Genomic DNA, 23,592 nt, shown 5'->3' with positions numbered 1-23,592 from the left:
GCTAAGGGAGAAGCTTGGGCTTAAGCGCAGGCGACGGAAAGTTTCTTCGATAAATTCGCTGATTCCTTTAAAAGTTTGTTAATAGGGACAGGCAAAAATTTATTCAGCTCAAAAAAATTGACCTAAAATCAAGTTCTCTCTAAGATTTAAAATAACTTAAACCTGAGAGGTTAAAGTGAATAGACACGTCCTTTTAACAACTGATGGGTCAATTTTTTCCCAAAAAGCGGTTGATTATCTGGCAACTCTCTTTATAGGAAGAGAAGACTTTGAAATTACTGTATTTTGCGTTGCACCGGCTCCACCTTCTTATCTTCTCTCTCCTGTCCCTGGAATGAACGAACTTAAAAGGCAAGAAAAATTAGAAAAGTTCCAGGCAGAAAATATCAACTGGGCCAATAAGTGCGTTACCGAAACCAAAGAATCGCTTATCAGAAAAGGCTTCTCTGAAAAACAAATACATACCAAAATCACCATTCAACGAGGAGATTTAGCCAAAGTCATCCTGCGTGAAGCCATAGATGGCAAATATGACGCCCTTTTAGCTGGCCGCAGAGGACTTGGCAAAATTTCTTCCTGGTGGGTGGGAAGTGTCACCCAAAAACTCGTAGAATATGGCAAAAACGTCCCGGTATGGATAATTGACGGAAGCCAATGGAATAAAAAATTCCTTGTCCCAGTGGATCTAGGAGAATCTGGGCTCCTGCTAATAGATCACCTGAGCTTTATTTTAGCTGGCGACCCGGAAGCGCAAATCGAACTACTTCATGTAATACCTTCCCTCCTTCCCAGAGAAGAAGAAAAGAGCCTTGACGAAATTCAATCATTTTTTGGAAAAATAGAAGAAACCTTGGCACGCGAATTTTTTGCTGAAGCCGAAAAAATTCTGAAAGATTCCTTTTCTCCCGATCAAGTCAAAGTAAAAATCAAGTACTCACCGCGAGGAGCAGCACGCATAATCATAAACGAAGCAAACGAAGGCGATTTCGCTACGGTGGTCATTGGAAGAAGAGGAACAGGTGGTTTTAAAGACCTTCTCTTGGGCTCTGTTTCTTCCAAGGTTATTTTTAATCTGACAGGAAAAAGTATTTGGGTCCTTGGCTAACAATGAAAAAAAAACATAAGTGTCCTCAATGCGGACGGCTAACATCCTGGGAAGGTAATCCCTTTAGGCCTTTTTGCTCTGAACGCTGCAAGCTAATAGACCTTGGCCACTGGCTTGAAGAAGAATATCGCATAAGTGTTCCTACTGAAGGAGTAGAAGAAATACACGAACTTCCCAAAGAGGAGGAAAAAAGTGAGTGAAATATATGATGTTGCCATAATAGGAGCAGGGCCAGGAGGGCTTCAAGCAGCTATTCATGCTGCCCGCCGCAAAGCGAAAACTATAGTCTTGGGAAAAATCGAAGCAAGTGCGCTTTATAAGGCCCATCTTGAAAACTATTTCGGCCTAGAAGGCAAAAAAGAAGGAAAAGAAGTCCTTGAGACCGGGCTTTCTCAGGCGAAAAAGTTTGGGGCCCTACATCAACCCTACGACGTAGTGAAAATAGACCCTGAGGAAAATCTTTTCCGCATCGAACTCGAATCAGAAGAAAGAATCAAGGCCTTTACGATAATTATTGCAACCGGCGTCACCAGGCGTAAAAAGAAAATAAAAGGCGAAAAATACCTTGTTGGCAAAGGGGTTAGCTACTGTGTTGATTGTGACGGGTTTTTCTTTCGAGGGCTTCCTGTGGCTGTGGTGGGGGATGAAAGTGCAGCAGCCCATGGCGCCCTGACCCTTAGCAAAATCACTTCCCCTGTTTATTTAGTTAGTGCCAACCTCAATGTCCCCGAAGCATTAATAAAAGAACTTGAAGACAGCGGTGTGAAAATCATTACCGCCAAGGCCCAAGAAATCATTGGCGAAAAAGAAGTCGAAGGGCTTATGCTAGATAGTGGCGAAAAACTCGATGTCAAAGGTGTTTTCATTGAAGAAGGAGCCAAAGGTGCCTTGCAACTTGCGACTTTTCTGGGGGTTGCCCTTGACCCTGAAACCATGACTTACATCCAGGTAGACAAATCCCAGAGGACCAATGTCCCTGGCATTTTTGCGGCAGGAGATGTGTGCGGCCCACCTTTTCAAGTAGCCAAGGCTGTTGGAGAAGGCTGTATCGCCGGACTTTCAGCCGCAGACGAAGCTCATAAACGGAGGAAAGAGCATGAAGCTTGAAGTCTTGACTGTTGGCCCGCTAGCCGTACGTTGTTATTTCATCATTTGCCCAGAAACCAATAAAGTCGCCATTGTTGATCCAGGAGGAGACGAAGGTCGCATCCTTCAAAAAATAAAAGAACTCGACCTTGAGCCGGTGTATATCCTCGCAACCCATGGCCATGGGGACCACGTTTCAGGGGCCTGGTGGCTTAGACGCAAGCTAAACATCCCGGTAGCCATGCATGAAGCTGATGATGAATTCTTCCGTCATCCCATGGCGGCACAAGTATTTGCCGCCTGGGGCTTTGAACCCAATGAACCAGCAGATATCTTGCTAAAAGACGGACAAATTATACAAGTAGGCAATATTTCCCTCAAAGTGATTCATACTCCAGGGCATTCTCCAGGTTCTATTTGTTTTTATGATGGGGAAAGACTCTTTACTGGAGACACTTTGTTCGTCGGGGCCGTGGGCCGCACAGATCTACCTGGTGGTGATTTTAACCAGCTCATTGAGTCCCTGAGGGAAAAAATAGTTCCCCTTCCCGACGAGACAATCATCTGCCCAGGGCATGACTACGGCGAAAAACCCTTCTCCACTTTAGGTGAAGAAAAGCAAACTAATCCCTACATTGTGGAATACGTGTTTGGAGGCTAGGTGAGGTCTGAAAAATTGCCCCGTCCCATACCGCTATAGCGAAAGCCTAGTTTTTGCATGCGGGCGGGCTCATATATATTTCGCGCATCCACGATGGCTGCCTCAGCCATAAGATTTTTTATTTTTTCCAAATCAAGATAACGAAACTCGTTCCACTCTGTAAGGATAAGCAGACAATTGGCATTTTCTGCGGCTTCGTACGGGTCTTTGGCATAAAAAACCGAAAGCTCGGGTTTCGCCTTTTTGAATTCCTCTTCAGCAATGGGATCGTAGGCGCGTATCTTAGCGCCCTGGTCAATGAGCCTTGTTACAATGTCTAAGGCCGGAGACTCCCGCACGTCACTGGTGTTGGGCTTAAAAGCCAGACCCAATACCGCTACTGTTTTGCCTTGTAATTCACCACCACACATGCGACGGACTTTTTCCACGGTAACCTCGCGTTGGCGCTCGTTAACCGTAAGCACTGCCTCAAGAATATGCATGGGATGGTCATGCTGCCGCCCCAGATAAGCAAGCGCACGAACATCTTTGGGGAAACAGGAACCACCAAACCCCGGGCCGGGATTAAGAAAACGCGGACCTATGCGCGGGTCAAGCCCCATGGCCTGAGCAACGGTGATCACATCAGCCCCTACCCGGTCACAAAGGGTCGCGACTTCGTTAATAAAGCTTATTTTAGTGGCCAAAAAGGCATTCGAGGCATATTTGATCATCTCTGCGGTTTCAAGATCCGTAATAACAAAAGGGGTCTCTGCCAGATAAAGAGGACGATAGATGTCCTTGATTATGGCAATGGCGTGGTCACTCTCACCGCCAATGACTACCCGGTCAGGACGCATAAAATCTTCAATAGCGCATCCCTCGCGCAAAAACTCAGGGTTGGAAATAATGTCCACCTTAACGTTGTTCTTTTTGTTTTCATCAATGAGTCTTTTAATCCAGCGGTTAGTACCAACAGGAACGGTGCTCTTGGTAACAATGACTTTGTATTCGTCGATGGTCTCCGCCAATGAAAGAGCAACAGCTTTCACCGCAGAAAGGTCAGCCGAACCGTCAGGGGCAGGTGGAGTCCCCACACAGATGAAAATAACCAGCGCCCTCTTTACGGCTTCTGAAAGATCAGTGGTAAAAGAAAGTCTTCCTGCTTCTACGTTTTTATGGACTAGCTCTTTAAGCCCCGGTTCATAAAAAGGAATCTCGCCGGCTTTAAGCTTGGCGATTTTTTCTTCGTCGATATCAACACAGACTACATTCATCCCAAAATCAGCCATACCGGCTCCGGAAACAAGCCCTACATAGCCGGTACCTATCACCGCAATATGCATAAAGAATTCCTCCTACTTTTTCGGTGGATTAAGATAAGGAAACTTTTTAAGGACTTCTTTAAGCCCCCGCGCCGCAAGTTCTTCTGCAGTAAGCCAGCGCACTTTACCATAAAGCTTAATCTTTAAAATATTTTGGCTAAGGGGCTGCTGGGTTTCATCAAACCAACCCCGCCAGATAACCTTGCCCTCAGGCACCTTGACCAAAATAAGGGCAAACGCCACTGAAGCCGGCCGCACTACCGAGAAAGCCGTGCCCTCGCGCTCCCTAAAGCGAAATACCTTGCCATAAAGTACTGCGTCCGCATGTAGCAGCTTTCCAATTTCTGCAATGAGCTTATATGCGGAAGCGTTAGTATACTTTGAAAGTACTTCCGCCCAAAGGGTTGCTGCTTGTTCTTCGGGCACCAGATAAATATGGGGCCTGCCTGATAACTCTTGGTAAAGGAGTTTTGTCAGAATGCGGGCAGACTCTTCTGAAGGAGTGCCGGGCTGAGAAATAATCCCTGAAAACGCACAGGTGATTTCGTCTTCTTTTTGCCCGGGGCATATGGGCTCAAAGGGTAACACGGCAATTTTTTTGATTTGAGGGTAGATATTAACCTGCCTGGAGTTAGCGCAGGCCACCAAACTCAATAACAAAAAAAGCAAAAAAAGTTTTCTCATGGCAATGTCCTTATAAAACACCTTTTGATGAAAGTACCTCATCGCGACTAAGAGGAGAAAGAGCCCTTTTCAGGGCATGCCCCAGGGCCTTAAAACCAGCTTCCACCAGATGATGCGCATTTTCACCATAAATAAAATGAACATGAAGCGTAAAACAACCACTCATGGCTAATGCCTTTAAAAATTCAGGGACAAGCTCGGTATCAAAGTTGCCTATTTTCTCCACCGGAATGATACCTTTTTGGACGAAACAGGGCCTTTTAGCCAAATCTATGTAAACTGCTGCCAGGGCCTCTTCCATAGGAATATGAGCCTCCCCGTATCTTGCAATACCCTTTCGTTCGCCAAGGGCTTGACTGAGCGCCTCACCAAGGGTTAACCCTACGTCTTCTACGGTGTGGTGATAGTCCACGTGGGTATCGCCCTTAGCCTTAATTTCCAGGCTTAATTCTCCGTGTACCCCAAAAAGATGAAGCATGTGGTCTAAAAAACCCACCCCCGTATCAATTTTTACTGGGCCTGGGGTAAACGGATCAAGTTTAACCCGTACATTGGTTTCAAAAGTTTCCCTCTTAACTTCTATCGGAATTTTATTTTTCATCTTCAAGTCCTCTCCGTAAATGGCCGATTCACTTATCGATGAACAATGAAATTTTGACAAAGCTTAACCAACTATTGGCACCTCTTCAAAAGGAGTTGCCCATAAAAATTTTTGGTATCAGCCAGATACCAGAAGCCGTAAACTGGGCAGAGACAGGGGGAATAGCCATTCACGAAAACTTTCATACCCCACGTCGGGCCTCGTATCATGTTATTTCAGCGCGCAAGGAAAACTTAGAAGCCTTTTGCCGCAAGCTTGGGCTCTCCCCTGAACGCATTAAGGCTTCAGAATTTTTCCGTTTCTGGCATCTCACGTGGCAGCCGTTTCCACCGCAACAAAAACCCAAACGAGGCCGCGGCCGACCTCCTAAACACCAAAGCTTATAACTTTTGTCGTGCTTCGTCAGTCAAAATGCCCTCAAGGAAAAAAGAAGTAATCTGTTTAGCTGCCGTGTTTACGCGATATTTTTTCCGCGGTGAAAGAATCCAAAAACGGGACATTTCATCAAGGGCTCCGAAAAAAGCCCTTTTGAAAATCCCTGGTTTTACGTCTTTACGGAAAATACCTTCTTTTTGACCTTCGCGGACAATTTTTGAAATGAGGTTAACATACTCTGAAAACCTGCGAAATTGCTGATTTTTTAAAAATTTATAACTTTGGCGCAATTCTATCTGCAAAAGCTCCATAAGATCCCGGTTTTCTTCAACTAAGCTAAGGTGCAAAAGAGCAAAGCGTTCGAGCTTGGCGCGCGCATCAGGCAGGTTCTCTAGCTCTTTTTTGGTTCGAGAAATAATGCGCTTAAATTCCCGGTCAAAAATGGCCATTAAAATGTCGTACTTGCTGCGAAAGTAGAGATAAATCGTGCCATCAGCAACACCTGCTTCTTTGGCAATTTCAGAGACCCGCGTATTAAAAAAACCCTTTTGGGCAAACACCTTGGTGGCAGCCTTGAGTATGCGTTCTTCTTTTTCTTTGGTTTTTTTAGCCATTTGCCCAAAAAATTAGAGTTAGTAAGGTTTTCTCACAAAAACTGAATGGCCTCTCATTCAGTGACTATATTTCGGTTTATTTTTTGTCAAGAAAATCTTGACCTTAAAATTAGTCTAATCTAGGATGGCAACCAAATAACAGGGCCGAGGAGGAACTCATGAAGGTTTTAGTAGTTGGAGGAGGCGGTCGCGAGCATGCCCTTTGTTGGAAATTGGCCCAAAGCCCCCTGGTAGAAAAAGTATTTTGCGCTCCAGGCAACGCAGGCATTGCCGAAGACGCTGAATGCGTACCAATTAGCGTTAACGACTTTGAAGCCCTGGCAGATTTTGTCAAAAAGGAAAATATAAGCTTTACCGTTGTTGGCCCTGAGGATCCTTTGGCCCGGGGTATCGTTGACTTTTTCGAAGAAAAGGGGCTAAGGATCTTTGGCCCCTCTGCTAAAGCAGCCCAGATAGAAGGCAGCAAAGTCTTTGCCAAGGAAATCATGGCCAAATACGGCATCCCCACAGCCTCTTTTGAAGTTTTCGATAACCCCGAAGATGCTCTTGCCTATCTTGAAAAAAGGGGCGCGCCCATTGTTGTAAAAGCAGATGGCCTTGCCGCAGGCAAAGGCGTCATTGTTTGCGACACCTTGGCACAGGCCAAAGAAGCTGTGCAAAAAATCATGATAGAAAAAGTCTTCGGCGAGGCCGGAAACCGTGTGGTCATCGAGGATTATCTCATAGGCGAAGAAGCCTCTTTCATGATCCTTACTGACGGCCAAACCATCTTGCCGCTGCCCTCTTCTCAGGACCACAAACCCCTTCTTGACGGGGATAAAGGCCCCAACACCGGAGGCATGGGGGCTTATTCTCCAGCACCTATAGTTACTCCTGAGTTTGAAAAGGAAATCATGGAAACCATCATGAAGCCCCTTATCGAAGGCCTTGCCCAAGAAGGCATCCCTTACAAGGGTGTCCTTTACGCCGGGCTTATGATCTCTCGAGGCAAACCTTACGTGCTTGAATTCAACTGCCGTTTTGGAGACCCTGAATGCCAGCCCCTTATGATGCGTATTAAAAGCGATCTTGCAGAGATTATCGAAGCTGCCCTTGCCGGAAAACTTGCTGATAAAAAGCTCGAACTCGACGAAAGGGCTTCTGTTTGCGTAGTGATGGCAAGTGGAGGGTATCCCGGTAAATACGAAAAAGGAAAAGAAATAAAAGGCCTTGAGGAAGCCGCCCAGATTCCTGGCATTAAAATTTTTCATGCAGGAACCGCCAAAAAAGACGGAAAATACGTAACTAATGGAGGACGCGTCCTGGGCGTGACTGCTATTGCCGAAGACATCCCCTCAGCCATAGACAAGGCCTACGAGGCCGTAGAAAAAATATCCTGGGATAACGTCCACTACCGTACAGACATTGGGGTAAAAGCCCTAAAGCATCTACCACCAGAAGTCCTGATAATAGCGGCAAGTAAGTCCGACTTGCCAATCATTTTAAAAACCGAAGAGATTTTACAAAAGTTCCTCATCCCTTACCGCATTACCGTGGCTTCTTCTCTGAGAGCTCCAGAAAAAGTGCGCTCCATCATCAAAACAGCCGAAGAAAAAGGGGTAAAAGTCATTATTGCCGCAGGCGGACTTGCAACTCATCTCCCTGGCATGATCGCCTCTCTGACCACTCTACCAGTAATAGGCCTTCCCGTAGCCGTAGGCACGTTAGGAGGTCTTGATGCCCTTATTGCCACGGTACAAAAGCCACCAGGTGTCCCTGTTGCCACGGTAAACATCAATGGCTCTCAAAACGCAGCAGTCTTAGCCGCAGAAATACTTGCTGTTTGCAAGGAAAGGATCAAAAAAAGGCTTGATAAATTCCGGCAAGAATTAGCTGAAAAATAATGAACCTAAAAGTATTTTTTCTTTGGTTGCTTACCATCTGCTTTTGGGGAAGCGCTCCCCTTTTGGAAAAATTGGCCTTAAAAGGCATGTCACCGCTTTTTGCCCTTACCATGCGCACTGGCTTTGCCGCAATCATCCTGGTGGTGGCAACCTCCCTAACCGGAGAGTATCGCGAAATTTCACAGCTTGATTCAAAAACGATTATTGCCGCGTGTTTAAGCGGAATCCTGGCAGGGGTACTTGGAATGTTTACTTACTTTTCCCTGCTAAAGATCGGCCAGGCCTCAAAAATTGTCCCTCTTACCGCTACTTATCCCCTGGTAACCGCGCTTTTAGCCTACTTGTTCTTGGGCGAAAAAGTTTCTCTTATGCGTCTTTGTGGCATTATTTTGACCGTATCCGGGCTAATCGTTCTTTTGCGCAGTTAAGATTTAGCGTTTGACGAAAAAGCTTGGCAGAAGTATTTTTTGGAGGCAAAAAGGAGGCGCGTTTTGCCACTTCCAGATAAGTTTGGCCATTTTGGCCCCTTCGGGGGGCGCTATGTTCCGGAAACCCTAATGCCGGCTCTTTTTGAGCTGGAAGAAGCCTATCGGCGCATCAGGCGTGATAAGGAATTCAAAAAAGAACTTGATTTTTACTTTCGAACTTACGTTGGAAGGCCAACACCCCTTTACCCTGCCAGGAAGCTTTCTGAAAAATTAGGTGGCCACCTAAAAATTTATCTCAAACGCGAAGACCTCACCCACACCGGTGCCCATAAAATAAACAACACCTTAGGCCAGGTGCTTCTTGCTAAAAAAATGGGAAAAACCCGCATCATTGCGGAAACAGGTGCGGGGCAGCACGGCGTGGCCACAGCCACAGCAGCAGCCCTCCTTGGGCTTGAATGTGTTGTTTACATGGGCGCTAAAGACACCATACGCCAGGAGATGAACGTCTTCCGCATGGAGCTCCTGGGGGCCAAAGTGGTCCCGGTTCACTCTGGCACCCAAACACTCAAAGACGCAATCAACGAAGCCTTAAGAGACTGGGTGGCTAACGTTGAAAACACCTTTTACGTAATCGGCTCAGTGGTGGGGCCACACCCTTACCCGATGATGGTGCGGGACTTTCAAAGTGTCATAGGCCGCGAGACGCGCAAACAAATCCTTGCGGCTGAAGGCCGTTTACCTGACATACTCATCGCCTGTGTTGGTGGTGGCTCAAATGCCATGGGCTTTTTTTACCCCTTTGTGCAAGACCAAATGGTCAAAATGATAGGCGTTGAAGCTGCAGGTGCAGGCCTTGACTCTGACAAACACTCTGCCACCCTTACCGTGGGAGAACCAGGTGTTCTTCACGGCATGATGACATACCTTTTGCAGGACAAAGTTGGCCAGATCAAAGGGGCCCATTCGGTAGCACCTGGGCTTGATTACCCGGGGGTTGGGCCAGAGCACGCCTTTTTTAAAGAAACCGGTCGGGCAGAATACGTCGCCGTTGACGACGAAGAAGCCCTTTTCGCCTTTCGCCTGCTCTCAGAGGCAGAAGGCATTATCCCTGCCCTTGAAAGTGCCCACGCAGTGGCATACCTTGCCAAAATTGCCGACAAACTTCCTGAAGAAAGCATCGTGGTGGTCAACCTTTCTGGACGCGGAGACAAAGACGTTGAGGCGGTGCGCACTTATCTCAAGGAGGACCGCTATGAATAGAGGTGCTTTGGCAGTTGAAAAGGCCATTCGCGCAGCCAACCACCGGGGAGAAGCCGCCCTTATACCATTCATCGAAGGTGCAGACCCTGATATTTCTGTTACCAGGGACCTCCTCTGGGCGCTTGCCGATGCTGGTGCTGATGTTATTGAGCTTGGCTTTCCCTTTTCAGACCCTGTGGCAGATGGCCCTACTATCCAGGAAGCCGCCCAGCGAGCTCTTAAAAACAAACCCACTATCCCCCAGTTCCTTGATTTGATTAAGTCGCTTAGAGAAGAGGGCTTCAAAACTCCTCTGGTTATCATGGGATATTTAAACCCCTTTTTTCGCTACGGCCTGGAAAATTTTGCGGAAGATAGTAAAGAAGCTGGCCTTGACGGAGCCATTATCCCGGATTTGCCACTTGAAGAAGCAAAGCCCTGGCTTAAAATCGCTCGCAAAAAAAGGCTTGCCGCCATTCTTTTGGCAGCACCCACTACACCTGAAGAAAGACTTGCCAAGATTGCCAAGGCCTCTTCTGGTTTCCTTTATTACGTGTCCATAACAGGCATCACGGGCACCAAAGAAGCTCTACCTGAAGAAATAGCCCTAAAGCTTGATCTTGCCCGGGAGTTAAGCCCGGTGCCTGTGGCTGTTGGCTTTGGAATCTCAAGGCCTGAGCAGGTAGCTCGCCTTGCCCCCTTTGCCGATGCCATTGTAGTTGGAAGCGCTATTGTGAAAAAAATCGCCGCCCTGAGCAACCAAAAAAACAAAATTCCAGAAGAAGTCGGGCGTTTTGTAAGAGAACTAAAAGAGGCAACCAAAAGATAAAACCTCATTTTTATTGGAGAGATAAATGCACCATGACATTGCCTCTAAGGTAATTCTTTCTCATTGCAAAGAACCTTTTCTTGCTTACTTTTGTGAGCTACCAGTTGAAAAAGCCTTACTTCTTGACCCAAGACCACAGGAGACTCCTTCGCTTAGGCGCTCTGATTTTGTAATAAAAGCCATCTTAGCCGACGGCTCAGAAGTTCTCGTGTTGCTTGAGTTTCTTTCTTCCTGGAACGCGGACATCCCTTTAAGGACGCTAGAATACCGCACACGCCATATCCTTCAGGAAAGACTTCCAGTAAAAACTTACGTGGTTCTCTTTCTCCCCTCCCACAGGGCCACTTACTTTTACCAGGACGAAGAAGTGCACTTTAAGTTCAATCTTGTTAAACTTTATGAAATACCTGCAGAAGAGGTACTGGAAAAAGGCCCAGAGTGTTTACTTCCTTTTTTGCCACTGTTTAAAAACGGAGAGAAATTTATAGACGAAGCAGAAAGAAGGATTTACCACTCAGATCTTTCAAGGCAAAGTAAAGCAGATCTTTTAACAGGCATGGCTATCTTGGGAGGGCTTATTTCAGCAGAAGTTCCCCGGCAATTAATCCAGAGAAGGAGAGACATCATGATAGAAAGCGCTGCCTATGAAATCATAAAGCGCGAAGGATACGAAGAAGGTCTAAAAGAAGGGATCCAACAGGGGATTCAACAAGGCATGAGGCAGGGACTACTCAAGGCTATAGAACTTGGCCTTAAGCTAAAATTCGGGATAGAAGGGCTTAATCTTTATGCCGAAATAAAAAAAATTGAAGACATAAACCTACTTGAAGTTATCAGCGAAGCCATTGACACTGCAGAAAGCATTGCTGAGATAAAACAATTAATCGCATAAACAGACCTTATGAAAGAAAAATCCTTTCAGCAGATCCTTGCCGAAGAATCTCCCATGACCTTCGCCCATTACATGGAACTTGCCCTTTATCATCCCGAGTATGGCTACTATGCCCGGGCGCCTAAAATCGGCAAAAAGGGAGACTACATCACCGCCCCTACGATACATCCCGTATTCGGCGCTGCGGTAGCGCGCCAAATTCTTGAAATCTGGCACCTTCTTGGCAAAAAAGAAGACTTCGTGATCTGTGAAGCAGGGGCTGGAGAGGGCTATCTTGCCCTTGATATTCTCGATTTTCTTTCATTGAAGGGGCTTGAGTTTAAATACTTCATCCTTGAACCTTTTACCCCCAACCGTCTGCGCCAGGAAGAAGTGCTTGAACGCCATTTTGATAAAGTACGTTGGTTTTCTTCCTGGAAAGAAATCCCGGAGTTTAATGGGGTTTTCATCTCAAATGAGCTTTTCGATTCTTTTCCGGTCCATCTAGTACAAAAGGCAGAAGACGAACTTCGCGAGGTGTATGTCAGTTTTAAAGAAACGCCTAAAGAACTCCTGGGGGAGCTTTCTAAGCCAGCACTCCTTGAAAGGGTAAGTGAATTTGTTCCCCTTTGGCCAGAGGGCTATCGCACTGAAGTTTGCCTTGCCTATGAGCCTTTTTTTGCTGGCATTGCCCAGAAACTGAGCCAAGGTGCCATCATTACTTTTGACTATGGCTATAGTCGCAACGACTACTATCACGAAGAAAGATCTTCCGGGACACTTCTTTGCTTTCAGGGGCACCGGGTTTTTGCTAATCCCTATCTTTTTCCCGGAAAATGCGACCTCACCGCCCATGTTGATTTCACCGCCATCAAAGAAATCGGAGAAAAATTTGGCTTTGTGACCCTGGGATTTACCACACAGTCTTCTTTTTTGGTTAGCCTTGGGGTGGAAAAACTCCTTGCTGAAATAGGACGCATTGGTGTTAGAGACACCGAAGCCTTGAAGATGCTTCTTTTGCCTCAAGGGCTTGGCATGAGCCACTGGGTCCTTGTCCAGGGAAGAGGGCTTCCTTTAAAAACAGAACTCTTGGGATTCAAGCTCAGCAACAGGCTGGGAATTCTTTAATGAAGCAGGTATTTCAGGTTGAAAAAACTTGCCCGAAAACCCAAGCACGCACAGGCTTTCTTTTCACCAGACGCGGGGTGGTGGAAACGCCAGTTTTCATGCCTGTGGGCACCCAGGCAAGTATCAAAGCCCTTACCCCTGACGACGTAGCCAGCCTTGGGGCTCGCATAATCCTTGCTAACACGTATCATCTTTTCCTGCGCCCTGGCCACGAACTAATTGCACGCTTAGGTGGTCTTCATCAGTTCATGAATTGGCCAAGGGCCATTTTAACAGACAGCGGTGGCTTTCAGGTATTTAGCCTTGCAAAGTTTTGCCGTATTGAAGAAGAAGGCGCCCGCTTTAAGTCTCATCTAGATGGCCAGGAATACGTGCTAACCCCAGAGCTTGCCATGGAGATCCAGGCTGCCCTTGACTCTGACATCCGCATGGTGCTTGATACCTGTATCCCGCATCCCTGCTCCTACGATGAAACCCAAAGATTAACAGCACTTACCACCCGCTGGGAAAGGCGCTCAAAGAAGGCCTGGGAAAAAAATGCCAAGGGCTCTCTTCTTTTTGGAATTGTACAGGGAGGAATGTATGAAGACTTGCGCCGAAAGTCCGCGGAAGAAATCGTATCCTTAGGCTTTGACGGCTATGCCATTGGAGGCCTAAGCGTAGGAGAGCCTCAAGAACTAATGCTTAAGATGCTAGAAGTATCAGTCTCGGGGCTTCCTGAAGAAAACCCCCGTTATCTCATGGGAGTTGGCACCCCCGAAGATATCCTTGAGGCCGTAGCAAGAGGGGTAGATATGTTTGACTGCGTGCTTCCCACGCGCAACGCAAGGCGTGGCACCCTTTTTACTTCCCAGGGAAAGCTTGCTATCAAGCAAGCCCGCTACAAAAACGACGAAAAGCCCCTTGACCCCCATTGCAGGTGCTATACTTGCAGACATTATTCCCGGGCCTACTTAAGACATCTTTTTTTGGCTGGCGAACTCCTCGCTTATCGATTAAATACGATTCATAATCTCTTTTTCTATCTGGACTTTATGGAAAAAATCAGGCAATCAATTAGGGAAGGACGCTTTCAAGAATTCAAAAAAGCTTATTACCAACAAAAGGAGGAAAACGAATGTTAGGTTTAGAGAGTGTAGTCTTTGCCATGGCAGGAAATCCCCAGCAAGGAGGAGCAGCAAATCCGCTGGTAGGGTTCTTACCCCTTATCCTCATCTTTGTAATTTTTTACTTTTTGCTTATCCGCCCGCAGCAAAAAAGGGCCAAAGAACACCAGAAATTCCTTGAAAACTTAAAACGCGGCGACCAGGTCTTTACCTCAGGTGGCCTCATTGGACGAGTACAAAACGTAGATCAGGACACCGTAACCCTTGAAGTAGCTCCTAACGTAAACGTCAAGGTGGTAAAACCCTACATTGCCGGTCCGGTAACCCCCCAGGATAAGAAAAAATAACCCGTGGCGGCAAAAACCCTTGCCGTCTTAGGAACAATGTCGTCGGTGGGCAAAAGCTTGCTCACCGCGCTTGTTTCTTATCATTTTTCCCAAAAGGGCCTTAAGGTCTTCCCCTTTAAGGCACAAAATATGTCTTTAAATGCCTTTGCCACAGACGAAGGCGAGCTTGCCCATGCTCAGGTCTTTCAGGCCTGGGCTGCAGGGCGGAGCCCAAGTGTTAGCATGAACCCCTTGCTTTTAAAGCCTCTTGGCAACATGAAATCAGAAATAATCTTCCTCGGGAAATCACAGGGAATTTTGCCTTCAGGTGATTTTCGAAAGTTCAAAGCCGCTTATAAGGAAAAGATTTGGCATATTTTTGAAGAGATCCTTCTTGAAAACGATTTAATCGTGCTTGAAGGAGCAGGAGGGCTTGCCGAATTAAATCTCCTAGAAAATGACTTTGTCAATTACGAAATCATAAAACGTTATCAAATTCCCTTTCTTCTTGTAGGAGATATTGACCGAGGGGGAATTTTTGCCCAAATATGGGGGACTTACGAACTTGTCCCCGAGCTCAAGCAATTCTCCCTTGGCTTTGTGATTAACAAATTCAGAGGGGAGGAAAGCCTTTTTAAAGAAGGCATCGCAATCCTTGAGGAAAAGACCGGTCTTCCCTGCCTTGGCCTTTTGCCTTATCTTCCAGAATCGCTTTTTGAAGAAGACAGCGCCTCCCTAGGGCTTCCCCGCGGGCGTTTCGTAACTGATGGCTTAAGGATTGCCGTGGTCTATTACCCTCATATTTCCAATTATCTTGATTTTGACCCTTTTCGCGCAGAAAAAGACGTTGAAGTGCTTTTAATAGAAGATCCCCGTGAGCTTGAAAAGGCACACGCCATTATTTTACCAGGAAGCAAAAACACCCTGGCAAGCCTTGCCTATCTGGAAAAAAAGGGTTTGGCAGGTGCTCTTAAGGATTTGGCAGAAGAAAAGATAATCGTTGGACTTTGCGGGGGCTTTCAGCTCCTTGGCACACGCATCGAAGACCATGGCATTGAAAGCGAAGGATCTAAAAACGCTTTAGGACTTTTGCCCCACGTCACGCTTTTCAAAGCAGAAAAAATCGCCAGGGCCTCAAAGGCCTTTTTTGAACTTCCTTTTTTCAGGGGCGAGATCGCGGGCTTTGAAATACGTTACGGAAGAAGTTTCTTAAACGGGCAAGAAGTTATCGTGGGTGCACATGAAAACGTCTTTGGCACTTATCTTCACGGCGTCTTTTACAACGATGATTTCCGTTTTGCCTTTCTTAATTTTTTGAGAAAAAAATTCAAATTGCCTCTTCTTGAAAAGACTTCTTTTGTCAGTTTTTTTCAGGAAAAACTGGCCAATATTTGCGCGAAAAAACCCTTTGCCAACTTTTTAAAAAACTTGGAAAAGAGCCTTTATCCCTAAACTTTCCAGTTCTGGTAGATGTCTTCCCTGGTGAGGGGTAAATCGTTTTCTCCACGAGGACGATTTTTCACCAAAAGGCTCTGGAAAATGCTTTGCTCATTGATGGCAAAGGCGTAGGCCGAACCTGCCATGTAAAGGCGCCAAATACGGTAAGTTGTTTCGTCAACGATCTTGCGGGCCTTTTCATAATTGGCTTCGAGATTTTTTACCCAGTTTCGCAGGGTAAGCACGTAATGTTCCCGTAGGGATTCAACGTCTCTTATTTCAAAGCCTGTCCGCTCAGCTACTCTTAAAGTTTTCCAGATGGGTAGCAGTTCGCCATCAGGAAAGACATAGCGGTCGGTAAAAGACCAACGCCTGATACGAAAACTCCAATCCGCAGCAATGCCGTGGTTTAGAAAAATCCCGCCTGGCTTCAAGAGCCGCCAGGCCTTACGAAAATAAGTGAAAAGCTTTGAGCTGCCAACATGTTCAAACATGCCAATGCTAACCAGCTTATCAAAAGGTTCGCTCTCATCCACCTGGCGATAGTCAAGCAGACGAACTTCAGCCAAATCTTCAAGGCCTTCGCGTTTTATCCATTCCTGGGCGTAACGGGCCTGGTTTTCGCTAAGAGTTATCCCTAGGACTTTTACTTGGTATTTTTTCGCGGCGTAAACAACAAAACCACCCCAACCACAACCGATATCAAGCACCTTCTCGCCCGGCTTTAAACGCAACTTGCGACAAATAAGCTCTAATTTGTTTAGCTGCGCTGTGGCTAGATCATCATCTGGATGCCGAAAATAGGCACAGGAATAAACCATCATGGGATCAAGATAAAGAGCGTAAAACTCCGGAGGCAAATCATAGTGATAGGAAATGGCCTGTCGGTCGCGCTCGATAGAATGCCTTTTACCTTTAAGAGATGCGGCTCTGCACCCCTTTCTGCGGGCTTCGCGCCTCGCTGCCAAGCGCAAGCGAAAAAGGCGCCGCCAAAAAGAGGGACTCGCAACCAGACGTGGATAAACCTGTTTTAGATATTCCCCAATGGGAAAGACTTCGTAGATATCACCCTCAAAATCTATATCACCATAAATGTAGGCTTCACCCAAACGGACGTCCGTGGGAAAACTTAAAAGATGTGCAAGTATTGCCGGATTTTCGATAACGATGGTTACTTTCGGTTCAATGAAACAAGGGGGTGTCCATTCTTCACCATTCCAAAACCTGACTTTAAAGCGAGCATCTTTTATCCACTTAAAGACCTGTGAGAGAAGAGCCTTGTTTTCCCGCACCAGCAGCTCTTTCATACCTAAAAAATGTGTGCGGGAAAACAGGGCGTCAAGACCTTACGTATTTCTTAAGCTTGAGATCAACATCTAATACGTGATTGAGCAGCCAGTCCCGCACAAACTCAAGTAATTCGAATTTTCCTACCTCTCCGTGGTCAAATTTTTCCTTAAAGGCAAAAACTTCCATTACCAGACGCTCGTGTTCGCGCTGATGTTCTAAAAACTCAGGGTAACCGATAGATTCCATTATGCTTTCTTCGTCGCGAAAATGATTCTCTGCATAATTAATGAGCTCAGTCAAAGCCGCATCGATAACGGATTTAGGACAGGACCCACAGACCTTTTGGATAAGAACGTTAAGCAATTCAACCAGTTGTTTGTGCTGACCGTCGATCTTCTGATGGCCAATACAATAACAAGGTTTCCAAAGGATATATTCCATACTCAGGCCTCCTTTCAGGCCCGCCCCAGATACCCAAATATCTTTATCGGAAGTCATGATAAAAACTTTAAATTACTAGCTTCGCTCGCGATTACTCTCTGCCACCACCATAGTCGAAGCTTGAGAAGCAAGCATTCTTTAGAAAGCGTAGCGAAAAATCCACTGATAGATCGGGATCCGTTCCCGTTTTTCGGAACAAATAAAAAGACAGGAATCACTATTTGAATGCAATCAAATAACACAAAAAGAGGCGCCCATAAGGGCGCCTCTTTTTGCGAAAAACTAGTATGCTTCTTCAGACTCAAGAAAGGCAGGACGTACTTTTTCGCTAAAAAGCTTATAAGCCCAAATCTGATAGGCGATAACAAGTGGCACAAAAATAAGGGCCACTACCGTCATAACTTTGAGCGTAAGAGGGCTTGAAGAAGAGTTATAGATGGTAAGGCTCCACTCAGGGTTTAAGCTTGAAGGGATAAGCCTTGGGAAAAGCCCTGCCAGACCAAAGGCCACGGTAAACACAATAGCGGCACAAGAGGAGAACCAGGCATACCAGTTTTTGCCCTGGATAAGAAAGGCCGGAATCGCAAAGTAAGCCACCAGCGCGATAGCAGGAATAATTAGCAAGAACTTATATTTCATATAATTTGCCCAAAGATTTGTGGCAAAGGCAGAGGCTACCAGAAAGACAAGGGCTAGCACCACTTCCAGCACCCAAAACACCTCAGCCACTTTACGGGCACGTTTTTGCAAATCACCATTGGTTTTGACACAAAGCCACACCGCCCCGTGCACAACAAACATCAGCACAAAAAGAAGGCCCCCGATCAACCCATAAGGATTCAAAAGGGTAAGGGTATTGCCATGCATAATGCCGTTGGCATCAATGGGAAGGCCCTTGAAGAAGTTAGCGAAGGCAACCCCAAAAAGAAGCGAAGGGACAAAGCTTCCCACCACCAGGCAAATGTCCCAGACGGTCTTCCAGAGAAAGCTTTCTTCCTTGCCCCGAAACTCAAAGGCTACTCCGCGCACAATAAGGGCAAAAAGAATCAAAAGCAAAGGAGTATAAAGAGAGCTAAACATCACCGCGTAGGTGGTGGGAAAAGCTGCAAAAGTAGCCCCACCAGCGGTGATAAGCCAGACTTCATTCCCGTCCCAAAATGGCCCAACGGCATTGTACATTATGCGCCTTTCGGTGTCGTTTTTGGCAATAAAGGGAAGGAGCATGCCTACCCCAAAATCAAACCCATCGAGCATAAAGTAAACCACCCAAAGTACACCCCAGAGCAAAAACCATATAAACTGGAAGATATTTTGTTCCATTTTCCATCCCTCCTTTCTTTAAAGGGTTGCAGGAGCTGCCTCAGCAGCTTCGGCTTCTTTGTCTTCTTTGGGATCAGGCCCTTTGCGGGCAAATTTAAACAGTAGATAGAAATCGACCAACCCGAGTAAAGCGTAAACCAAAATAAAAGCCAGGAGAGAAATAACTACCTGGACCGGTGCAATAGGCGAAACCCCGGCAGAAGTTTTCATAAGGCCGTAAACAAGCCAAGGCTGCCGACCTACTTCTGCTACAATCCAGCCAAGTTCACAGGCCAAATATGGCAGAGGAATAGCCCAAGGAAGAATACGAAGCAAGGTCCTGTCTTTCTCAGGAGTCTTACGCCTTAAAAAGGCCCAGATACTTATAAGGATAAAAAGCATCCCTAAGGCCACCATGAGACGAAACGACCAGAAGGTAATTTCAACAGGAGGACGTTCTTCTTTAGGCCATTCTTTAAGTCCTTTTACTTCGGCATTGGGATCATGATAGGCAATGAAGCTTAAAAGCTTGGGAATCCCCAAAAATTCAACGGCATTGCGTTCATTTTCCTCATCAGGAATTACGAGCAGATAAAAAGGGGCCCCACTTTGGGTTTCCCAAACAGATTCCATCGCCGCAAGCTTGGTGGGCTGGGTGTGGGCTACATGGCTTGCATGAATGTCTCCGTTAAGCACTACAAAAAGTGAAAAAACCAGGCTCCAGATCGCTGCTACGTTAAAGCTCTTTTTGAAAAAGGCCAGTTCATTTTTGCGGATAATATGCCAGGCAGAGATCCCCAAAACGAAAAAGCCTGCAAGCACATAGGCTCCTGCGGTAGTATGGAAAAATTCAAGCCAGCCAAAAGGATTTGTCACTACTGCAAAGAAGCTCTCAAGCTCGGCTCGATTGTTACGCAAGACGTAGCCTACAGGATGCTGCATCCAACCATTGGCCAAAAGGATCCAAAGGGCAGAAATATTGGAGCCAATCGCTACAAGCCAGATACAGATAGCGTGAAGTTTAGGAGAAATCCTATCCCATCCAAAATGCCAGATAGCAATAAAAGTAGATTCAAGAAAAAAGGCAAGGGTGGCTTCAATTGCAAGTAGAGAACCAAAAATATCTCCTACGTAAACAGAATACTTGGACCAGTTAGTCCCAAACTGAAATTCCAGGGTAATACCCGTAACAACCCCTAAAGCGAAGTTGATGAGAAAGAGTTTTCCCCAAAACTTAGCTGCACGTTTATAGTCTTCGTCTCCGGTTTTAAGGTAAAGGGTTTCAAAAATAGCGGTTAAGAGGGAAAGACCTAAAGTTAGAGGAACAAATAAAAAGTGGAAAAGGGTTGCCACGGCAAACTGAAGCCGTGAAAGCAAAACAACGTCTAGCATCTTCCCACCTCCTAAAAATTAAGTTGTTTTAGTTTTAAAAACTAACTCTGCCACAGGAATACTTCCTAAAAGACGCCTTAAGCCGTCTCTTGCTGCTTCCCACACAAGGTGGACTTTACATCGAGAACTGAAGTTACAGGCATCAGGGTTCTCTACGCACACGTTCAGACAAATTTCCCCTTCTAAAGCTTCTACTATCTCTAATAAAGTAATTTCCTTGGGATTACGTTTTAATTTATAACCACCCCCTCGTCCTTGTTTTATCTCGATAAGTCCAGCACGAGCTAAATGCTGGGCAATCTTGGCCAAAAACTCGGCAGGGACTTCCATCTCTTTTGCAACTTCAGACCTAGGAACTATCTTGGGACTTTTTTCCGCTAAATAAACAACCAATCTTATACCGTAGTCGGTAGCTCTACTGATTTTCATAAATCAATCTCCATAATTCCTGTTTTTTTAAAGTCTTAAATTAGATAACTTGGGCCTTTATTATCTCATTTTTAAAGTTTTGCAACAATCTATTGCGTGAAAAAAAGTATTTATCTATCATCATCGGTAAGGAGGTAGGACATGCTTAAACTTGGCTGGTTTTCCACAGGAAGAGACCAGGCGGCCCGTGATTTGCTAAAGGTTGTTTGGCAAAGAATAAAAGAAGGTTTTATCTCCGCTCAAATATCCTATGTATTCTTATCTCGTGAACCCGGAGAATCAAAAGAAAGCGATCTATTCCTGAAATTATGCCAAGAACTTGGCCTAAAAATCTATACTCTTTCTGCCAAAAATTTTGAACCGGGACTTCGTCAAAATAACCGCGAAGCTTGGCGAGCCGCTTACCATCAAAAAGTATATGAGATGATAAAACATGAACCCGTTGATCTCATTGTCCTGGCGGGATATATGTGGGTGGTCTCGGCAGAACTATGTCAAAAACTACCCATGATAAACCTGCATCCTGCCCTACCCGGAGGCCCTCAAGGGACCTGGCAAGAAGTGATTTGGCAACTCTTACAAGAAGAAGCTAATGAAACTGGAGTAATGATGCATCTAGTTACCCCTGAACTTGACCAGGGGCCGGCTGTTACTTTTTGTCGTTTCCCGATAAAAGGAGGAGAGTTCGATCCACTTTGGCAAAATTTTAAAGAAAAAATGAGACAAATTGGTCTTGAAAAAATCAAGGAGCAAGAAGGGGAAAAGGAGCCTCTTTTTGCTCTCATTCGGAAAGAAGGAGTAAAACGAGAACTCCCTCTTATTGTTTATACTATCAAGGCTTTTGCAGAAAAAGAAATAAGCCTTATCAACCACAAGCTCTTCGATAACAAGGGAAATCTTCTTTTAGAACCTTATGACTTAACCGAGCGTATTGAAAAGCATCTTAAAACCGGGGAATGGTAAATGCTTCTCGGCCACGGGGGAGAAATCTATCACCTTGCCAGAGAACTAGGCATTCCTGCAGAAAAAATTGCAGACCATAGCAGCAATATTTCTCCCCTTCCTCCACCCCAAGGACTTTATTCCATCCTAGAGCAACACTTAACTGAAATAGAACACCTACCAGAAGTAGACAGTTTTTCTTTAAGAAATAAACTTGCCGAACATTTTGGCCATGATCCCGATGAATTTTTGCCAACTTCTGGAACTACCGAATGGATTTTTGCCTTACCAAGGATATTTTCCCCTGAAAAAGTGATAGTTTTAGGACCAACCTACAGTGATTATGCTGATGCAGCTAAAATCGCAAACATAAAAGTAGAATATGTTCTTGCTAGAGAAGAAGAAAATTTTGAGCCAACAATCAAAAAACTTGCAGAAAAATTAACAAAAAACGAACTGGTATTTATATGTAATCCTAACAATCCCACAGGGAGGACTATTCCTAAAGAAGAACTAGAACAGACAATTAAAGGAAAAGAAAAAACTATATTTGTCATTGATGAGTCTTATATAGATTTTTCACACACGAATTCTCTGCTTGATAGCAAACCGCTTTTACCAAATGTAATTATTTTGCGTTCGTTTTCAAAAATTTACCGTATTCCTGGGCTACGCCTGGGATTTGCCGCAGCAAATCATAAACTTGCTAAAAAGCTCTGGGATAATATGCTTCCATGGGCAGTTAATAGACTTGCTCAAATAGCAGGAATTTGGCTTATCGAACAAAAAGAATATGTCAGGGATATTAAAAAATTTGTTAAGGAAGAAAAAGTAAGAATGAAAGACAAGTTAAAAAAATTACCCTTAAAAACATACGAATCTGATGTACATTTTTTTCTTATAAAATTAACAAACTCTTCTGCCAAAGAAGTTTGGTATAAGCTTTTAAAGCACTACCACATTTTAATTCGCAATGCTTCTAACTTTTACGGACTTAAAGGAGAATTTTTGCGCTTCGCCCTTAAAACAAAAAAAGAAAATGAAAAACTAGTGGTCGCTCTTGAGGAGATATTAGTGTGAAAAAAATAAAAGTTTTACCAACTCCCAAACCTATAGAAACAGATGGACTAGTTATTTTAGTAGATATTCTTCGGGCAACTTCTACTATTGTTGCACTTCTTGCTCATGACGCCGTCTGTGTCAAACCTGTCAGCACAATTGAAGAAGCATTTCTTTACAAAGAAAAGGGTTATCTGCTGGCAGGCGAAAGGAATTGCACCCCTCCTGAAGGATTTCACATGGGCAATAGTCCTCTTGAAGCAGAAAAAGCTAGAAGAGCTAAAGTAGTTCTTACCACTTCTAACGGAACAAAGGCCCTTTCTTTTGTGCAAAACGCAAAAGCAATTTGTGCGGGCAGTTTTCTAAACATAAACGCTGTTCTAGAGTTTGCTAAAAGATTCGAAGAAGTAGTCATATTATGTGCCGGGACAGAAGAAGAACTATCTCTGGAAGACTTTTTGTGGGCAGGCATGTTTTTGGGCAAGTTTGATGATTATCAGACACAAAATGACGCTGCCGAAGTTGCCTTAAGGTATGCTAAAAATACAGACAATATCTTTGAAGAGATTAAAAGGTCACACCACGCCCAAAGACTAATCAAACTCGGCTTTGAAAAAGACGTAGCTTTTTGTGCTAAAGAAAATTTATACGGGATTTTACCAATTCTAACAAACGAAGGCTTTATAGCCCTTAAAGGTTTTGAAAAATAAAAAAGCCCGGCTGGTTTCCCAACCGGGCTTTTCTCTATCTTTATTACCCGGGCGCCGACCTACTCTCCCACCGGGGTAACCCGGCAGTACCATCGGCCCTGGAGGGCTTAACGACCGTGTTCGGAATGGGTACGGGTGTGGCCCCTCCGGTATGGGCACCCGGGATTTCCTTCCCTTTAAAAACTCTCGACAAGTGATATAGGATATCGCTCCGGTACCCACAAGCCTCTCACCACAGTATCAACTATTAAGCCAATACTGTGGCCAAGCCGCTCGGGCGATTAGTACCGGTCAGCTCCACCCATTGCTGGGCTTCCACCTCCGGCCTATCTACCAGGTAGTCTCCCTGG

Annotated in this window: 26 protein-coding genes and 2 rRNA genes; 17 read left to right on the top strand and 11 right to left on the bottom strand. The window is 45.3% G+C overall.

What is annotated here, in order from left to right; all coding sequences use genetic code 11:
* Positions 1–175 precede the first annotated feature (175 nt).
* Genes H528_RS0110915 through H528_RS0110900 form a run of 4 tightly spaced genes read left to right on the top strand, consistent with a single transcriptional unit; the run spans position 176 to position 2,852 of the window.
* Positions 176–1,105, top strand: coding sequence for a universal stress protein (locus H528_RS0110915; RefSeq protein ID WP_022854342.1), 930 nt, complete (start codon positions 176–178; stop codon positions 1,103–1,105).
* A gap of 2 nt (positions 1,106–1,107) precedes the next feature.
* On the top strand, positions 1,108–1,305 hold the full coding sequence (locus tag H528_RS0110910) for a DNA gyrase inhibitor YacG (protein WP_022854341.1): 198 nt from the start codon (positions 1,108–1,110) through the stop codon (positions 1,303–1,305).
* Positions 1,298–2,212, top strand: coding sequence for an NAD(P)/FAD-dependent oxidoreductase (locus H528_RS0110905; protein WP_022854340.1), 915 nt, complete (start codon positions 1,298–1,300; stop codon positions 2,210–2,212). The genes H528_RS0110910 and H528_RS0110905 overlap by 8 nt, the downstream gene beginning before the upstream one ends.
* Positions 2,202–2,852, top strand: coding sequence for an MBL fold metallo-hydrolase (locus H528_RS0110900; protein WP_022854339.1), 651 nt, complete (start codon positions 2,202–2,204; stop codon positions 2,850–2,852). The genes H528_RS0110905 and H528_RS0110900 overlap by 11 nt, the downstream gene beginning before the upstream one ends.
* On the opposite strand, the gene H528_RS0110895 is transcribed toward H528_RS0110900, so the two are convergent.
* The 3 genes from H528_RS0110895 to hisB are packed head-to-tail and all read right to left on the bottom strand — an operon-like array spanning position 2,849 to position 5,441.
* Positions 2,849–4,177 (bottom strand): UDP-glucose dehydrogenase family protein, encoded by a 1,329-nt coding sequence (locus H528_RS0110895; RefSeq protein WP_022854338.1) that lies wholly within the window; start codon positions 4,175–4,177, stop codon positions 2,849–2,851. The two genes, H528_RS0110900 and H528_RS0110895, sit on opposite strands and share 4 nt — an antisense overlap.
* 12 nt (positions 4,178–4,189) lie before the next feature.
* Positions 4,190–4,840 carry a hypothetical protein gene (locus H528_RS14200; RefSeq protein WP_157608241.1) on the bottom strand — a complete coding sequence of 217 codons (651 nt, stop codon included), beginning with the start codon at positions 4,838–4,840 and terminating at the stop codon, positions 4,190–4,192.
* Positions 4,841–4,850: 10 nt separating this feature from the next.
* The gene (hisB, locus tag H528_RS0110885) at positions 4,851–5,441 is read right to left on the bottom strand and encodes an imidazoleglycerol-phosphate dehydratase HisB (RefSeq protein WP_022854336.1); all 591 of its coding nucleotides are present in this window, start codon (positions 5,439–5,441) and stop codon (positions 4,851–4,853) included.
* 95 nt (positions 5,442–5,536) lie between these two features.
* Here hisB and H528_RS0110880 point away from each other — a divergent pair, with 95 nt between their 5' ends.
* A complete protein-coding gene (locus tag H528_RS0110880) occupies positions 5,537–5,827 on the top strand; it encodes a hypothetical protein (protein ID WP_157608238.1) in 291 nt (96 codons plus the stop codon).
* Here H528_RS0110880 and H528_RS13600 read toward each other — a convergent pair.
* A complete protein-coding gene (locus tag H528_RS13600) occupies positions 5,822–6,430 on the bottom strand; it encodes a TetR/AcrR family transcriptional regulator (RefSeq protein WP_022854334.1) in 609 nt (202 codons plus the stop codon). The two genes, H528_RS0110880 and H528_RS13600, sit on opposite strands and share 6 nt — an antisense overlap.
* Before the next feature lie 158 nt (positions 6,431–6,588).
* On the opposite strand from H528_RS13600, the gene purD reads away from it, so the two are divergent.
* The 9 genes from purD to H528_RS0110830 all read left to right on the top strand — a co-directional run bounded on the left by purD (position 6,589) and on the right by H528_RS0110830 (position 15,695).
* Positions 6,589–8,313 (top strand): phosphoribosylamine--glycine ligase, encoded by a 1,725-nt coding sequence (gene purD, locus H528_RS0110870; protein WP_022854333.1) that lies wholly within the window; start codon positions 6,589–6,591, stop codon positions 8,311–8,313.
* Entirely contained in the window at positions 8,313–8,741 is a 429-nt protein-coding gene (locus tag H528_RS0110865; protein WP_022854332.1) for an EamA family transporter, read from the top strand. Before purD ends, H528_RS0110865 begins: the two co-directional genes overlap by 1 nt.
* A gap of 63 nt (positions 8,742–8,804) precedes the next feature.
* On the top strand, positions 8,805–10,004 hold the full coding sequence (gene trpB, locus H528_RS0110860) for a tryptophan synthase subunit beta (protein WP_022854331.1): 1,200 nt from the start codon (positions 8,805–8,807) through the stop codon (positions 10,002–10,004).
* Positions 9,997–10,812: a tryptophan synthase subunit alpha gene (trpA, locus tag H528_RS0110855; RefSeq protein ID WP_022854330.1), complete on the top strand. Its 816-nt coding sequence runs from the start codon at positions 9,997–9,999 to the stop codon at positions 10,810–10,812. Before trpB ends, trpA begins: the two co-directional genes overlap by 8 nt.
* Positions 10,813–10,837: 25 nt before the next feature.
* Positions 10,838–11,704 carry an RpnC/YadD family protein gene (locus tag H528_RS0110850; RefSeq protein ID WP_022854329.1) on the top strand — a complete coding sequence of 289 codons (867 nt, stop codon included), beginning with the start codon at positions 10,838–10,840 and terminating at the stop codon, positions 11,702–11,704.
* 9 nt (positions 11,705–11,713) lie between these two features.
* The gene (locus H528_RS0110845; RefSeq protein ID WP_022854328.1) at positions 11,714–12,811 is read left to right on the top strand and encodes a class I SAM-dependent methyltransferase; all 1,098 of its coding nucleotides are present in this window, start codon (positions 11,714–11,716) and stop codon (positions 12,809–12,811) included.
* Positions 12,811–13,935, top strand: coding sequence for a tRNA guanosine(34) transglycosylase Tgt (tgt, locus tag H528_RS0110840; protein WP_022854327.1), 1,125 nt, complete (start codon positions 12,811–12,813; stop codon positions 13,933–13,935). Before H528_RS0110845 ends, tgt begins: the two co-directional genes overlap by 1 nt.
* Positions 13,929–14,264 carry a preprotein translocase subunit YajC gene (gene yajC, locus H528_RS0110835; RefSeq protein ID WP_022854326.1) on the top strand — a complete coding sequence of 112 codons (336 nt, stop codon included), beginning with the start codon at positions 13,929–13,931 and terminating at the stop codon, positions 14,262–14,264. Before tgt ends, yajC begins: the two co-directional genes overlap by 7 nt.
* 3 nt (positions 14,265–14,267) lie before the next feature.
* The gene (locus H528_RS0110830) at positions 14,268–15,695 is read left to right on the top strand and encodes a cobyric acid synthase (RefSeq protein ID WP_022854325.1); all 1,428 of its coding nucleotides are present in this window, start codon (positions 14,268–14,270) and stop codon (positions 15,693–15,695) included.
* Here H528_RS0110830 and H528_RS0110825 read toward each other — a convergent pair.
* The 5 genes from H528_RS0110825 to H528_RS13585 all read right to left on the bottom strand — a co-directional run bounded on the left by H528_RS0110825 (position 15,692) and on the right by H528_RS13585 (position 20,531).
* Positions 15,692–16,987, bottom strand: coding sequence for an SAM-dependent methyltransferase (locus tag H528_RS0110825; RefSeq protein WP_022854324.1), 1,296 nt, complete (start codon positions 16,985–16,987; stop codon positions 15,692–15,694). The genes H528_RS0110830 and H528_RS0110825 overlap by 4 nt on opposite strands.
* Positions 16,988–17,018: 31 nt before the next feature.
* Positions 17,019–17,411, bottom strand: a complete 393-nt coding sequence (locus tag H528_RS13595) for a bacteriohemerythrin (protein WP_022854323.1) — start codon at positions 17,409–17,411, stop codon at positions 17,019–17,021.
* Between the two features lie 282 nt (positions 17,412–17,693).
* Positions 17,694–18,731 carry a cytochrome d ubiquinol oxidase subunit II gene (gene cydB / locus H528_RS0110815; RefSeq protein WP_022854322.1) on the bottom strand — a complete coding sequence of 346 codons (1,038 nt, stop codon included), beginning with the start codon at positions 18,729–18,731 and terminating at the stop codon, positions 17,694–17,696.
* Between the two features lie 18 nt (positions 18,732–18,749).
* Positions 18,750–20,102, bottom strand: a complete 1,353-nt coding sequence (locus H528_RS13590) for a cytochrome ubiquinol oxidase subunit I (protein ID WP_022854321.1) — start codon at positions 20,100–20,102, stop codon at positions 18,750–18,752.
* Between the two features lie 18 nt (positions 20,103–20,120).
* On the bottom strand, positions 20,121–20,531 hold the full coding sequence (locus H528_RS13585; protein ID WP_022854320.1) for an RrF2 family transcriptional regulator: 411 nt from the start codon (positions 20,529–20,531) through the stop codon (positions 20,121–20,123).
* A gap of 141 nt (positions 20,532–20,672) precedes the next feature.
* On the opposite strand from H528_RS13585, the gene purN reads away from it, so the two are divergent.
* Genes purN through H528_RS0110790 form a run of 3 tightly spaced genes read left to right on the top strand, consistent with a single transcriptional unit; the run spans position 20,673 to position 23,242 of the window.
* Positions 20,673–21,494 carry a phosphoribosylglycinamide formyltransferase gene (purN, locus tag H528_RS0110800; protein WP_022854319.1) on the top strand — a complete coding sequence of 274 codons (822 nt, stop codon included), beginning with the start codon at positions 20,673–20,675 and terminating at the stop codon, positions 21,492–21,494.
* Positions 21,495–22,553, top strand: a complete 1,059-nt coding sequence (gene cobD, locus H528_RS0110795) for a threonine-phosphate decarboxylase CobD (protein WP_022854318.1) — start codon at positions 21,495–21,497, stop codon at positions 22,551–22,553.
* Positions 22,550–23,242: a 2-phosphosulfolactate phosphatase gene (locus H528_RS0110790; protein ID WP_022854317.1), complete on the top strand. Its 693-nt coding sequence runs from the start codon at positions 22,550–22,552 to the stop codon at positions 23,240–23,242. Before cobD ends, H528_RS0110790 begins: the two co-directional genes overlap by 4 nt.
* Before the next feature lie 46 nt (positions 23,243–23,288).
* Here H528_RS0110790 and rrf read toward each other — a convergent pair.
* Positions 23,289–23,405: ribosomal RNA gene (gene rrf, locus H528_RS0110785) — 5S ribosomal RNA — on the bottom strand.
* Between the two features lie 97 nt (positions 23,406–23,502).
* Positions 23,503–23,592: ribosomal RNA gene (locus H528_RS0110780) — 23S ribosomal RNA — on the bottom strand; the annotation flags it as partial.

Origin of the sequence: Thermodesulfatator atlanticus DSM 21156, assembly GCF_000421585.1 — a bacterium.
GTDB lineage: Bacteria > Desulfobacterota > Thermodesulfobacteria > Thermodesulfobacteriales > Thermodesulfatatoraceae > Thermodesulfatator > Thermodesulfatator atlanticus.
Note: the sequence above shows the minus strand (reverse complement) of the source record. Positions and strands in the feature narration are given on the sequence as shown.